A 13099-nucleotide genomic window follows, 5' to 3' on the forward strand; every position below is an offset into this window, starting at 1 on the left:
ACATCCAGAAAACAATCACATATATATCAACACCTTAAAAAATAAATAGCAACCAGCATTGCGAACATTCATTTTTTAGATATAAATTAGATATATCAAAAACAGCAGGAGGTAACCATGCGACATCATCATGAAGAAGGGCGTGGGCCACGCGGGCGCCACGGTGATCCCAGCGAACACGGCGACCATGGCCGCCGCGGCGGCGGACGTCGCCAGCGTTTCTTTGGCCACGGCGAACTGCGGCTGATCATTCTGGATATCCTCAGCCGCAGCGCCAGCCATGGCTATGAGCTGATCAAAGAGATCGAAACGCTTACCCAGGGGAACTACAGCCCCAGCCCGGGGGTGATCTATCCGACGCTGGATCTGCTCCAGGACCAGGGCCTTATCAGCGTGGAAGACGACAACGGACGCAAGAAAATCCTTATCAGCGAGGAAGGAAAACAGCTGCACGCCGAGAACCAGGAGCACCTGGCCCATATCCAGGAGCGCCTGCAGGCGCGGATGGTCGGCTGCGAGCTGCGCCGCGATCCGCAGATGAAGCGCGCGCTGGAAAACTTCAAAGCGGTCCTCGACCTGAAAGTGAACCAGCAGGCCAGCAGTGCCGCCCAGCTCAAGCAGATCATCGGCATTATTGACCGGGCGGCGATGGAGATCTCTCAGCTCGACTAAGCCTCTTTTTTCACCACCGGCTGCCCCGCGCTGGGGCAGCCCGCACCACGGCGGATCGCCCCGTCTATTGCCGCCAGGCAGAAAATCTCGTCAGCTCAGGAATAAAACGTGCCAATAGTGGCGCAATGAGATTAAATTTTACACAATTCGTCTTTTGCTTTGCATTTATCCCGATTTTCACCGCTTCTGCCGAACTGGCGTAATCCCTGCAATACTTAATCCAGTATCGTGTGATACGTCCGCCCCAGGAGCACATTTTGAACAGGTTACCTTCCAGCGCATCGGCTCTGGCCTGCAGCGCACACGCACTGAATCTCATTGAAAAGCGCACGCTTGATCATGAGGAAATGAAAGCACTTAACCAGGAGGTCAGGGAATACTTTAAAGAGCATGTGAATCCGGGGTTTTTAGAGTATCGAAAATCGGTCACAGCCGGCGGGGATTACGGAGCCGTAGAGTGGCAAGCGGGAGGGTTAAATACGCTTGTCGACACCCAGGGACAGGAGTTTATCGACTGCCTTGGTGGGTTTGGCATCTTCAATGTAGGGCACCGTAATCCAGTTGTGGTATCCGCCGTCGAGAATCAACTCGCGAAACAACCGCTTCACAGTCAGGAGCTGCTGGACCCGCTACGCGCGATGCTGGCGAAAACCCTGGCAGCCTTAACGCCCGGGAAACTAAAGTACAGTTTCTTCTGCAACAGCGGTACCGAATCGGTAGAGGCGGCCATCAAGCTGGCGAAAGCCTATCAGTCGCCGCGCGGTAAATTTACCTTCATCGCCACCAGCGGCGCCTTCCACGGTAAATCGCTGGGCGCGCTGTCGGCCACCGCCAAGTCGACCTTCCGCAAGCCGTTTATGCCGCTGCTGCCGGGCTTCCGCCACGTGCCGTTCGGCGATATCAACGCCATGCGCACCATGCTGAGCGAGTGCAAGAAAACCGGCGACGACGTCGCGGCGGTGATCCTCGAGCCGATTCAGGGCGAAGGGGGCGTGATCCTCCCGCCGGCGGGTTACTTACCGGCGGTGCGTAAACTGTGCGACGAGTTTGGCGCATTGCTGATCCTCGACGAAGTGCAGACCGGCATGGGCCGCACCGGCAAGATGTTCGCCTGCGAGCATGAGAACGTCCAGCCGGACATTCTGTGTCTGGCGAAAGCGCTCGGCGGCGGTGTGATGCCGATCGGCGCGACGGTGGCGACGGAAGAGGTCTTCTCGGTGCTCTTCGATAACCCGTTCCTGCACACCACCACCTTCGGCGGCAACCCGTTGGCCTGTGCGGCGGCGCTGGCGACGATCAACGTGCTGCTGACGCAAAACCTGCCGGCGCAGGCGGCGCAGAAAGGCGATATGCTGCTGGACGGTTTCCGCCTGCTGGCGCAGGAGTATCCGGACCTGGTGAATGAAGTGCGCGGGAAAGGCATGCTGATGGCCATTGAGTTTGTCGATAACGAGATTGGCTACGACTTTGCCAGCGAGATGTTCAGACAGCGGGTGCTGGTCGCCGGGACGTTAAACAACGCCAAGACGATCCGCATTGAACCGCCGCTGACGCTCACCCTTGAGCAGTGCGAACAGGTGCTGAAGGCGGCACGCAAGGCGCTGGCGGCCCTGCGCGTTTCGGTCGAAGAAGCGTAATAAAGTGTCCTTCACCCTCTCCCTCTGAGAGGGTGAAGGATAACCCTCACACCTGCGGTAACAGGCCGATAAAGCTGCGCTTCTGCCGCGGCTGCGACATCATCTCCTCCAGCTTTTCGACGCAGGCTAAATAGTGCGGCGTCTTCTTATGCGCCAGCACCGCCTCATCGTCTTTATAGGCTTCGTAGATAAAAAAGCGGGTTTTCACCTCGGGATCCTGCAGGACATCAAAGCGCAGGTTGCCTGGCTCCCGCAGCGCGCCCTCGTGGTTGGCGCGAAACACCTCGAGAAACTCATCCACCCGCTCGGGTTTAATATTGATCTCCACTAGCGTGACGTTCATTTCAGCTCTCCCTGTTTCTCTTCCTGCCAGAACTGATACGCTTCCCGCGCGTTCAGATTCTCATGCACCACCTTTTTCACCGCCTTCAGCATCGCGCGCGGGGCGCTGGACTGGAAGATATTGCGCCCCATATCCACCCCGGAAGCCCCCTGGTCGATCGCCCGCCAGCACATCTCCAGCGCCTCATGCTCCGGCAGTTTTTTACCGCCGGCGATAACGATCGGCACCGGACAGCTGGCGGTCACTTTTTCAAAGCCTTCCTCAACGAAATAGGTCTTCACAAACTGCGCCCCCATTTCGGCGGCAATCCGGCTGGCCAGCGAGAAGTAGCGCGCATCGCGGGTCATCTCTTTGCCGACGCCGGTAACCGCCAGGACCGGCATACCGTAGCGATTGCCGGCGTCCACCAGTTTGATGATGTTATTGATCGACTGATGTTCGTATTCGCTGCCGATATAGACCTGCGCCGCCACCGCGCATACGTTGAGCCGCAGCGCGTCTTCCATCGCCACCGCCACGCATTCGTTGGAGAGTTCGCTCAAAATCGAATTGCCGCCGGAGGCGCGGAGCACCACCGGCTTATTGGTGGCCGCCGGTACCTGGCTGCGCAGTACGCCGCGGGTGCACATCAGCACGTCGGTGTCGGCAAACAGCGGCGCAATCGACAGGTCGATACGCTCCAGCCCGGTGGTTGGCCCCTGGAAGTAGCCGTGATCGAAGGCCAGCATCACCGTGCGGTTGCTGTGCGGATTAAAAATGCGCGCCAGCCGCGACTGCATGCCCCAATCCAGCGAGCCGCAGCCTTTCAGGGTATACAGCGTATTCTGCTGCGGGCGGTCGATGCCGAAGTCCTTCCCCTCTTTGATATCGTCTAAATCTGCCATCTCATCCTCCGTCAGAAGTCGTAGTTGTTGATGTTCTCTTTGCTGAACACCACGCGCTCCGGCAGCAGCACGATACCGTTGCCCTTCGCCTCATACTGGTAGCCCTGCACGCTGTTCGGTTCGACCTTCAGCGAGCCGATATCTTTCACCTCAACGCTGTCGCCTACGTTAAGATCGCCCTTTTTCAGTAATCGATCGGCGACGTTAACCGCAATTTTGCCCTGCTGAACCACATCCCACAGGCCGAACGCTTTCACCGTGCCGCGCTCAACGTACGGACGCATCACGTTCGGCGTACTAAAGCCGACAATCGCCACGCCCTGACGCTTGAGGTTCTCTGCCGCCTGCGCCGCCGCCGGCAGCGCATTGGCATCCGGCGCGATAATGGCGTCGAGATCCGGATAGGCTTTTAAGATCCCCTCGGCGGTTTGTAGCGATTTGGTGGCATCGTTATAGCCAAACTGGGTGGTGACGATTTGCCACTGCGGATGTTCTTTTTCGATTTTGGCTTTGGCTTCCTTCACCCACTGGTTCTGGTCGGTCACCGTCGGGCTGGAGTAGAAAAAGGCTACCTTGGCAGTAGGCTTCGTCACCTGCTTTTCCGCCATCTCGACCAGCAGGCCGCCAAGCTGCTGCGGCGTGCCCTGATTGATATAGATGCTGCGGCACTCCGGCTTGGTATCGGAATCCCAGGTCAGGACTTTCACCCCGCGCTGCATCGCCCGCTTCAGCGCCGGACACAGGCCGTCCGGCGAGACAGCGGAAACGATAATCGCGTTGTAGCCCTGGTTGACGAAGTTGTTGATAAGCTGCACCTGGCCGGAGACGCTGGGCTCGGTTGGGCCGTCATAGGTGACATCCACGCCCAGCGCTTTCCCCGCCTCTTTCGCGCCGTTGCCGCCGCTGGTAAAGAAGCCGACGCCGACCAGCTTAGGAATAAAGGCGATGCGGTCCGCCGCCTGCGCGGTAACCACGCTCATCGCCAGCGCCAGCACGATCAGTTTTAATTTCATTTTATGCTCCGATTGTTTTATGCGAGAAAAGACGCCGCCAGGTCGCGCGCACCCATTCACGGTGCAGGCTCAGCGAACGCCCCATCACCACCACAACCAACAGCGCCCCTGACAGCGCGCTCGACACCTGGTTGGGGATGCCGACCATCTGTAAACCCTGTTGCAGATACCCCACCAGCAATGCCGCCAGCGCGGTACCCAGTATCGATCCCGAGCCGCCGTAAATATTGGCCCCGCCGAGCACCGCCGCGGTCAGCGCCGGCATCAGCAGGTCGCGGCCTAAATCCGAACGTGCCGAGCCGAAGTAGGAAACCATCACCAGCGCCGCGACCGCCGAGGCGACGCCAACCAGGCCATACAGCACGTACGGGATGCCGTTCACCGACAGCGCGGCATAGCGCGCGGCGCGCGGGTTTTGCCCGAGTAAAAAGAGGTGGCGGCCAAAGCGCCCGCGATGGGTCAGCAGCCAGAAGAAAAAGGTGATAATCGCGAACAGCACCAGCGGCAGCGGCAGTCCGGCGAGGGTTAAATTGGCGAAGGCGGTGAAGCTATCGGGAAAACCGCCAATCCCCTCGTAACCGGTCGCGCCGGCCATCCCGGAAAGCAGCAGCGCGCCGCCGCCGTACAGATACAGCGTACCAAGCGTGATCACCAGCGGGCTGATGCCGGTGTAGTGGATCAGCGCGGCGTTGAATAACCCGCACAGCAGTCCCAAGAGCAACGTCAGCGATACCGCGAGCCACAGCGGCCAGCCCGCCTGGGTCATCACCCCGAGGGCGATGGCGCACAGGCCGATGGTCGAGCCCAGCGAAATATCGATCCCGCCGCTGATGATCACCAGCGTCAGCGGCAGCGCGACGATGCCGATGCAGATAAAGTCGCTGGTGCTAAAGAGCAGCATATTGAGATCCAGCATGCGCGGATTCAGCGCGCCGAACAGCAGGATCTCCACGATCAGCAACGCCAGCAGCGCGCTTTCCCAGTTAAGCTTCAGCTTCATTTAAGCCACCTCTTTGCTTTTGCGTTCAGGAAAGCGGGCAACCTGTTTCCCCCCTTTGTTACCGGGCTGGAAACGGCTGTACTTTAGCGCCCGCTGATGGCGGGCCAGCGCCTGGCGCAGGCGGCCATCGAGCACCAGCACGCCGAGCAGCACCAGACCGGCGATAAAGTCATTCCACCAGGCGGGAAGGCGGAACAGCACCAGTACGGTGTCGATTTGGGTAAGGAAAAAGGCGCCGAGAAACGCGCCGAGCAGCGTACCGGTACCGCCAAGCAGCGAGATCCCGCCCAGTACGCAGGCGGCGATGGCTTTCATCTCCAGGCCGCTGCCGGTCTGATTAGGCACAAAACCAATCTGCGCGGCGAAGACGATCCCGGCGCAGGCCGCCAGCATACCGTTGAGGGTAAAGGCCAGCATCCGCGTGCGGTTGACCGCCACGCCCAGCTGGCGCGCGGCGGCGAGGTTATCGCCAACGGCGTAAAAATCACGACCAAAGGCGGTGCGCGACAGCAGCCAGCCGCCCGCCAGCAGCAGCGCCAGCACCAGCCAGCCCAGCGGCGACACGCCGATAAACGCAGGCTCCGAGAGCGATTTCAGGCTGTCTGGCAAGCCCTCGATCCATTTCCCGCCGGTCCACAGCAGCATTACCCCGCGATACAACCCCAGCGTGCCGAGCGTCGCGACGATCGCCGGAATGCGCAGCCCCACCACCAGCAGGCCGTTAAACGCCCCGGCCAGCGCGCCAATAGCCAGCGCGAAGGCGATGGCCGTCGCCAACCCGTAGCCGTTGTTCAGCGCCACGCCGACGGCGATGGCGCATAGCCCAACGGTGGAGCCTACCGACACGTCAATATTGCGGGTCAGCATCACGAGGGTCGCGCCCAATGCCAGCAGGCAGAGGATTTGCGAGCTGGCGAAAATCATCGCCAGGGTCTGCAGGCTGAAATAGGCCGGATTGAGCGCCACCAGCACAACAAAGAGCGCCACGATGGCAAAGAAGGCGCTCAGTTCGCGATTCTTGAGTAACGTTTTCATGCCTGCCCTCCGAAGGCCAGGGTCATCATGCGATCGACGGTCACCGCCTGCCGCGCCAGCTCGCCGCTGTAGCGGCCCTGATGCATCACCAGCACCCGGTCGGCCAGGCCGATGAACTCATCCAGATCGGAGGAGATCATCAGCACTGCCACATTTTGCGCGGCGACGCTTTTCAGCAGCTGATAGATATCGGCGCGGGCGGAGACATCCACGCCGCGCGTCGGCTCATCGACAATTAGCAGCAGCGGGTTGGCCTCCAGACAGCGCGCCAGCAGCACCTTCTGCTGGTTACCGCCAGAGAGAGTGCGCACCGGCTGATCGCCATCGGCCAGCTTGATCCCCAGCGCCCGGTGATAGCGCTCAACCACCGCCGCCTCCCGTTTCCCCTGCTGCCACCACGACGGCTGATTGAACATCACCGTGTTCCAGCGCACCGGCGCATCAAGAAACAGCCCCGAGACCTGGCGGTCTTCCGGCAGATAGACCAGCCCGCTGGCCAGCCGGGCGCGGGTGCTGTCATTACTAATCTCGCGATTCTCGAGCCAGATCCGCCCGGCGCGTGGTGGACGCAGGCCGTATAAGGTTTCGGCAAATTCGGTGCGCCCGGATCCCACCAGCCCGGCGAGGCCGACGATCTCCCCGGCGCGGATCTCCAGATTGAGATCGATAAAGCCTTCTCCGGTAAGATCCTCCACCCGCAGCACGGGAAAATCCTGCGCCTGGGTGCGGCGGTTGCCCGGCAGCGCCAGCCACAGCTTTTGCGTGTCGCTCAGCGTATGGTCGCGGCTGGCCGGCGTCATAGCGCTAATCAGTTGCTCATCGCGGTAAGTTGCGGTCTCGCCGCTCAGCACTACCGCCCCGTCGCGCATCACCGAAATATGGCTGGCAAGCTGGCGGATTTCGGGCAGTTTGTGCGAGATAAACACGATCCCCACGTCCAGCGCCTGTAACGCGCGGATCTGGCTAAACAACCTCTCCGTTTCGCCCGGGGTTAAAGAGGCGGTGGGTTCATCAAGGATCAGGATCCGCGCTTCGCGCATCAGGCCGCGCAGGATCTCGACCATCTGTTGATCGGCTACCTCGAGCGTGCTGGCGCTGGCATCGAGGTTGATCTGGCAGTTCAGCTGCTGCAGTTTTTCCTGCAGTCGCGCGGCGGTATCCGCCCGCTTCGGCAAACGAAAGAGAATGTTCTCGCGCACGCTTAGGTTGGGAAACAGCATCGGCTCCTGCGGCACCAGATAGATGCCCAGCTGGTGGGCCAGCGCCGGGCTGAGGCGCGCAAACGCGCGGTCGCCGATCGTCAGCTCACCGCTATCCGGGTTTTCGACGCCGGCGATGATCTTCATCAGCGTCGATTTACCCGCGCCATTGCCTCCCATCAGGGCATGCACCTGGCCCGCGCATAGCGTAAAGTCGATGCCCTTCAGCACGGCAACGCCGGAGAACTGTTTGCGGATCTGGCGAGCTTCAAGCAGTGGCTTCATCGTCGCGCCTCGTTTGAACAAATGATTTTTAAATTTAATAATGTTCAAAAGCGTAGACGGTGAACTATATTTACAACCGTGCGAAGATCACAGTTTGGCGCTTTAGATCCTCAGGAAAAAATGGGCCAGCGATGAAAGATCCGTTTTGCCAGTCGGCTCACACTTTCCGGCCGCGCAATAGCGAACATATGATCTAAATTTTTATAAGAGTTCAATTTATGAGCGAAAAACGCATTACGGAAGAGAACCGCTACGCCGGGCTAGCGTTAGCCGAGGAAGAGCTGGTGGCGCGGGTGGCGTGGTGCTACTACCACGACGGCCTGACGCAAAATGACATCGGCGAGCGTTTGGGGCTGCCGCGGCTGAAGATTTCCCGCCTGCTGGAGAAAGGCCGCCAGTCCGGGGTGATCCGCGTGCAGATCAACTCGCGCTATGAGGGCTGTCTGGCGCTGGAAAGTGAACTTCAGCAGCGCTTTGGACTCAAGATTGCCCGCGTGCTGCCGGCGCTCAATACTCCGCCGATGAATACCCGGCTGGGGATCGGCGCGGCGCAATCGCTGATGGGTATTCTGCAACCGGGGCAATTATTGGCAGTCGGTTTCGGCGAAGCCACCATGAGCTGCCTGCAGCATCTCAGCGGCTTTATCGGCTCGCAGCAGGTGCGGCTGGTGACCCTCTCCGGCGGCGTCGGCCCGTATATGACCGGCATCGGCCAGCTTGATGCCGCCTGCAGCGTCAGCATTATTCCGGCGCCGCTGCGGGTCTCTTCGGCGGAGGTCGCCGAGATCCTGCGCCGCGAGTCGAGCGTGCGCGACGTGATCCTCGCGGCGACGGCGGCGGACGCGGCGGTGGTTGGCATCGGCGCCATCGATCAGCGGCGCGACGCCACCATTTTACGCTCCGGCTATATCAGCGAGGGCGAACAGCTGATGTACGCCCGCAAAGGCGCGGTCGGCGACATTTTAGGTTATTTCCTGCAGGCCGACGGCAGGCCGGTAGAAGGACTGGAGATCCATCGGGAACTGCTCGGCGTGACCCTTGATGAGCTAGCGCAGCTGCCGACCATCGTTGGCGTCGCCGGGGGAGAAGAAAAAGCGCAGGCGATTTATGCCGCTCTGATTGGCAAGCGCATTAATGGCCTGGTAACGGAAGAGACAACAGCACGCGCGGTGCTTACCCTGGCCTCCTGACGGCCTGGCGCCGCGCGACAACAGCGAGGCGCATGTCATGAGTTACCTGTTAGCGTTAGATGCCGGGACCGGCAGCATTCGGGCGGTTATTTTCGATCTTAATGGCCGCCAGCTGGCGGTAGGCCAGGCCGAATGGAAACACCTGAGCGTTGATAACGTCCCCGGCTCGATGGAGTTCGACCTTACCACCAACTGGCAGCTGGCCTGCCAGTGCATTCGCCAGGCGCTCGACGCCGCCCGGCTCTCTGCCGCCGATATTCAGTCCGTCGCCTGCTGTTCGATGCGCGAAGGCATCGTTCTCTATGACCGCAACGGCGAGGCCATCTGGGCCTGCGCCAACGTCGATGCCCGCGCCAGCCGCGAAGTGGCGGAGCTTAAGGAGATCCACGACTATCGCTTCGAATCCGAGGTATACGAGGTCTCGGGACAAACCCTGGCGCTCAGCGCCATGCCGCGCCTGCTGTGGCTGGCGCACCACCGCCCCGATATCTACCGCAAAGCGGCAACCATCACCATGATCAGCGACTGGCTGGCGGCGAAGCTTTCCGGCGAGCTGGCGGTCGACCCGTCAAACGCCGGCACCACCGGCATGCTCGATCTGTTCAGCCGCGACTGGCGTCCGGCGCTGCTGGATATGGCCGGGCTGCGCGCCGATATGCTGTCGCCGGTCAAAGAGACCGGTACCCTGCTGGGCGCCGTCACCGAAGCGGCGGCGCAGCAGAGCGGCCTGCGCGCCGGGACGCCGGTGGTGATGGGCGGCGGCGACGTCCAGCTCGGCTGCCTGGGCCTTGGGGTGGTGCGCGCCGGGCAAACCGCGGTACTCGGCGGCACTTTCTGGCAGCAGGTGGTCAACCTGCCGCAGGTGCGCACCGATCCGCAGATGAATATTCGTGTTAATCCTCATGTCATTCCCGGCATGGCGCAGGCGGAATCGATCAGCTTCTTTACCGGCCTGACCATGCGCTGGTTTCGCGACGCCTTCTGCGCTGAAGAAAAACTAATTGCCGAGCGGCTCGGCGTCGATGCCTATTCGCTGCTGGAGGAGATGGCCAGCCGCGTCCCCGCCGGTTCCCACGGCGTGATGCCTATTTTTTCCGACGCTATGCACTTTAAGCAGTGGTACCACGCCGCGCCGTCGTTTATTAACCTCTCCATCGATCCGGAGAAGTGCAATAAAGCGACCCTGTTCCGCGCGCTGGAAGAGAACGCGGCGATTGTCTCCGCCTGCAACCTCGCGCAGATCTCGCAGTTCTCCGGAGTGACATTCGACAGCCTGGTGTTTGCCGGCGGCGGCTCTAAAGGCGCGCTGTGGAGCCAGATCCTCAGCGACGTCACCGGCCTGCCGGTGCGGGTGCCGGTGGTCCGCGAAGCCACCGCGCTGGGCTGCGCCATCGCCGCCGGAACCGGCGCCGGGCTGTATGACGATATGGCCAACACCGGAGAGCGGTTAGTGAGCTGGCACCGCGAGTTTACCCCAAATCCGCAGCATCGCGAGCTGTATCAGGAGATGATGAGCAAGTGGCAGACGGTGTACGCCGATCAGCTTGGCCTTGTCGATAGCGGGCTGACAACATCGATGTGGCAGGCGCCGGGTCTGGAGCGCCGCCAGCGCGTAGCGTCCTCCCCGTCACCCTAACCACCGGTACCGCTCCGCCTTTCCCCCTCTCCCTTTGGGAGAGGGCCGGGGTGTGGGGCAACGCTTCGCCGTTCTTTGAATCCCATCACAATCACCGCACTCCCCTTTTCCCTTTTTCTCCACGATGGCTAAATTAGTAACTCATCCGACCACATAACAATAATTTTACATTGGAAGCCACTATGAGCCGCTATCCGTCGCTTTTCGCCCCGCTTGAGCTGGGCTTCACAACGCTCAAAAACCGCGTGTTGATGGGCTCAATGCACACCGGGCTGGAAGAGCTGCCGGACGGCGCGCAGCGGCTGGCGGCCTTTTACGCCGAGCGCGCCCGTCACGGCGTGGCGCTGATCGTCACCGGCGGCATCGCTCCGGCGCCCTCTGGCGTCACCATGGCCGGCGGCGCGGTACTCAACGACGCCAGCCATCTGGCGCATCATCGCCATATTACCGATGCGGTACATCAGGAAGGCGGCAAAATCGCTCTGCAGATCCTGCACACCGGCCGTTACAGCTACCAGCCCGCGCTGGTGGCCCCCTCGGCGCTACAGGCGCCGATCAACCGTTTTACCCCCCATGAACTGAGCCACGATGAGATCCTGACGCTGATCGATGATTTTGCCCACTGCGCCCAGCTGGCGCGTGAAGCGGGATATGACGGCATCGAAGTGATGGGCTCTGAGGGCTATCTGATTAACGAATTTCTCGCCGCGCGCACCAACCAGCGCGACGACCAATGGGGCGGCGATTATGCCAGGCGCATGCGTTTCGCCGTAGAGGTGGTGAAGGCGGTACGCCAGCGCGCCGGCCACGATTTCATTATCATCTACCGCCTATCGATGCTCGATCTGGTCAACGACGGCAGCACGCTGGCGGAAGTCACCGAACTGGCCAAAGCGATTGAAGCGGCGGGAGCGACCATCATCAACACCGGGATTGGCTGGCACGAAGCGCGCATTCCGACCATCGCCACGCCGGTACCGCGCGGAGCTTTCAGCTGGGTCACCCGCAAGCTGAAGGGCGCGGTGTCGATCCCGTTGATCACCACCAACCGCATTAACGATCCGCAGGTCGCGGAGGATATTCTCGCCCGCGGCGATGCCGATATGGTATCGATGGCCCGCCCGTTCCTTGCCGACGCCGAATTTATATCAAAAGCGCAGGACGATCGCGCCGATCAGATCAACACCTGCATAGGCTGCAATCAGGCGTGTCTCGATCGGATCTTCGTCGGCAAAGTCACCTCCTGTCTGGTCAACCCGCGCGCGTGTCATGAAACCCTGATGCCGGTCCTGCCGGCCAACGCGCCTAAACGGCTGGCGGTGGTCGGCGCCGGGCCTGCCGGTCTGGCCTTCGCCGTAAACGCTGCCGCCCGCGGTCATCACGTCACGTTGTTTGATGCGCTCCCGGAGATCGGCGGTCAGTTTAATATCGCCAAACAGATCCCCGGCAAAGAGGAGTTTCACGAGACGCTGCGTTACTACCGCACCATGCTCGATCTTCATGGTGTCGATCTACGCCTGAACACCCGCGTCACGACAGACGATCTGCTGGCGTTCGATGAGACGATCCTCGCCACCGGTATCGCCCCGCGCCTGCCGGCGATCGACGGGATCGATCATCCAAAAGTGCTGAGCTACCTTGATGTCTTGCGCGATAAAGCGCCGGTTGGCGCGAAGGTGGCGATTATCGGCTGCGGCGGCATCGGCTTCGACACCGCGATGTATTTAAGCCAGTCGGGCGTGGCCACCAGCCAGGATATCGGCGAGTTCTGCCGCGAATGGGGTATCGATACCAGCCTGCAAACGGCGGGAGGGCTGAGTGCTGAAGGCCCGCAGCTGAGTAAAAGCCCACGACAGATTGTGATGCTGCAGCGCAAAGCCAGCAAACCGGGCGAAGGGCTCGGCAAAACCACCGGCTGGATCCACCGCGCGACGCTGCTGGCGCGCGGGGTGAAAATGATCCCGGCGGTCAGCTATGAAAAGATCGATGATGAAGGGCTACATGTGACTATCGGCGGCGAGCGCCAGTTGCTGGCGGTCGATCAGGTGGTGATCTGCGCCGGTCAGGAGCCGCGCCGCGAGCTGGCGGATCCGCTGCGCGCGGCGGGGAAAACGGTGCATCTCATCGGCGGTTGCGACGTGGCGGCGGAACTGGATGCGCGCCGGGCGATTGCCCAGGGCACTAAACTGGCGCTGGCGATTTAGC

11 protein-coding genes are annotated in these 13099 nt (G+C 61.1%); 5 read left to right on the forward strand and 6 right to left on the reverse strand.

Features of this window, described 5'->3' with window-relative positions:
• Positions 1-117: 117 nt before the first annotated feature.
• Both RRF55_RS02400 and ygjG read left to right on the forward strand, forming a co-directional pair.
• Positions 118-672, forward strand: coding sequence for a PadR family transcriptional regulator (locus RRF55_RS02400; protein ID WP_002917718.1), 555 nt, complete (start codon positions 118-120; stop codon positions 670-672).
• 257 nt (positions 673-929) lie between these two features.
• Positions 930-2309, forward strand: coding sequence for a putrescine aminotransferase (ygjG, locus tag RRF55_RS02405; RefSeq protein ID WP_021465185.1), 1380 nt, complete (start codon positions 930-932; stop codon positions 2307-2309).
• A 46-nt stretch (positions 2310-2355) separates the two neighbouring features.
• Here the strand turns inward: ygjG and lsrG are convergent, their stop codons facing one another.
• Genes lsrG through lsrA form a run of 6 tightly spaced genes read right to left on the reverse strand, consistent with a single transcriptional unit; the run spans position 2356 to position 8068 of the window.
• Positions 2356-2652 carry a (4S)-4-hydroxy-5-phosphonooxypentane-2,3-dione isomerase gene (gene lsrG / locus RRF55_RS02410; RefSeq protein ID WP_004181386.1) on the reverse strand — a complete coding sequence of 99 codons (297 nt, stop codon included), beginning with the start codon at positions 2650-2652 and terminating at the stop codon, positions 2356-2358.
• Positions 2649-3536, reverse strand: coding sequence for a 3-hydroxy-5-phosphonooxypentane-2,4-dione thiolase (gene lsrF, locus RRF55_RS02415; RefSeq protein ID WP_002917724.1), 888 nt, complete (start codon positions 3534-3536; stop codon positions 2649-2651). Before lsrF ends, lsrG begins: the two co-directional genes overlap by 4 nt.
• 11 nt (positions 3537-3547) lie before the next feature.
• A complete protein-coding gene (gene lsrB, locus RRF55_RS02420; RefSeq protein WP_004185763.1) occupies positions 3548-4549 on the reverse strand; it encodes an autoinducer 2 ABC transporter substrate-binding protein LsrB in 1002 nt (333 codons plus the stop codon).
• 1 nt (position 4550) lies between these two features.
• Positions 4551-5549 carry an autoinducer 2 ABC transporter permease LsrD gene (lsrD, locus tag RRF55_RS02425; RefSeq protein WP_002917727.1) on the reverse strand — a complete coding sequence of 333 codons (999 nt, stop codon included), beginning with the start codon at positions 5547-5549 and terminating at the stop codon, positions 4551-4553.
• Positions 5550-6584, reverse strand: a complete 1035-nt coding sequence (lsrC, locus tag RRF55_RS02430; protein ID WP_004174225.1) for an autoinducer 2 ABC transporter permease LsrC — start codon at positions 6582-6584, stop codon at positions 5550-5552. It abuts the gene before it with no gap.
• Positions 6581-8068: an autoinducer 2 ABC transporter ATP-binding protein LsrA gene (gene lsrA / locus RRF55_RS02435; RefSeq protein WP_064146124.1), complete on the reverse strand. Its 1488-nt coding sequence runs from the start codon at positions 8066-8068 to the stop codon at positions 6581-6583. Before lsrA ends, lsrC begins: the two co-directional genes overlap by 4 nt.
• 218 nt (positions 8069-8286) lie before the next feature.
• Between lsrA and lsrR the strand changes: the two genes are divergently transcribed.
• The 3 genes from lsrR to RRF55_RS02450 all read left to right on the forward strand — a co-directional run bounded on the left by lsrR (position 8287) and on the right by RRF55_RS02450 (position 13098).
• Positions 8287-9258 carry a transcriptional regulator LsrR gene (lsrR, locus tag RRF55_RS02440; protein WP_004144837.1) on the forward strand — a complete coding sequence of 324 codons (972 nt, stop codon included), beginning with the start codon at positions 8287-8289 and terminating at the stop codon, positions 9256-9258.
• Between the two features lie 37 nt (positions 9259-9295).
• Positions 9296-10894, forward strand: a complete 1599-nt coding sequence (lsrK, locus tag RRF55_RS02445; protein WP_064153273.1) for an autoinducer-2 kinase — start codon at positions 9296-9298, stop codon at positions 10892-10894.
• 182 nt (positions 10895-11076) lie between these two features.
• Positions 11077-13098, forward strand: a complete 2022-nt coding sequence (locus tag RRF55_RS02450; RefSeq protein ID WP_087847756.1) for an NADPH-dependent 2,4-dienoyl-CoA reductase — start codon at positions 11077-11079, stop codon at positions 13096-13098.
• The last annotated feature ends 1 nt before the right edge of the window (position 13099 follow it).

Origin of the sequence: Klebsiella sp. K47 (assembly GCF_051858335.1) — a bacterium.
Taxonomy (GTDB): Bacteria; Pseudomonadota; Gammaproteobacteria; order Enterobacterales; family Enterobacteriaceae; genus Klebsiella; species Klebsiella pneumoniae.

Bases quoted from the DNA above. Each gene is read 5' to 3' on its own strand.
- RRF55_RS02400 (WP_002917718.1), top strand. From the start codon at position 118: ATGCGACATCATCATGAAGAAGGGCGTGGGCCACGCGGGCGCCACGGT.
- lsrG (WP_004181386.1), bottom strand. From the start codon at position 2,652: ATGAACGTCACGCTAGTGGAGATCAATATTAAACCCGAGCGGGTGGAT.
- lsrF (WP_002917724.1), bottom strand. From the start codon at position 3,536: ATGGCAGATTTAGACGATATCAAAGAGGGGAAGGACTTCGGCATCGAC.
- lsrB (WP_004185763.1), bottom strand. From the start codon at position 4,549: ATGAAATTAAAACTGATCGTGCTGGCGCTGGCGATGAGCGTGGTTACC.
- lsrD (WP_002917727.1), bottom strand. From the start codon at position 5,549: ATGAAGCTGAAGCTTAACTGGGAAAGCGCGCTGCTGGCGTTGCTGATC.
- lsrC (WP_004174225.1), bottom strand. From the start codon at position 6,584: ATGAAAACGTTACTCAAGAATCGCGAACTGAGCGCCTTCTTTGCCATC.
- lsrA (WP_064146124.1), bottom strand. From the start codon at position 8,068: ATGAAGCCACTGCTTGAAGCTCGCCAGATCCGCAAACAGTTCTCCGGC.
- lsrR (WP_004144837.1), top strand. From the start codon at position 8,287: ATGAGCGAAAAACGCATTACGGAAGAGAACCGCTACGCCGGGCTAGCG.
- lsrK (WP_064153273.1), top strand. From the start codon at position 9,296: ATGAGTTACCTGTTAGCGTTAGATGCCGGGACCGGCAGCATTCGGGCG.
- RRF55_RS02450 (WP_087847756.1), top strand. From the start codon at position 11,077: ATGAGCCGCTATCCGTCGCTTTTCGCCCCGCTTGAGCTGGGCTTCACA.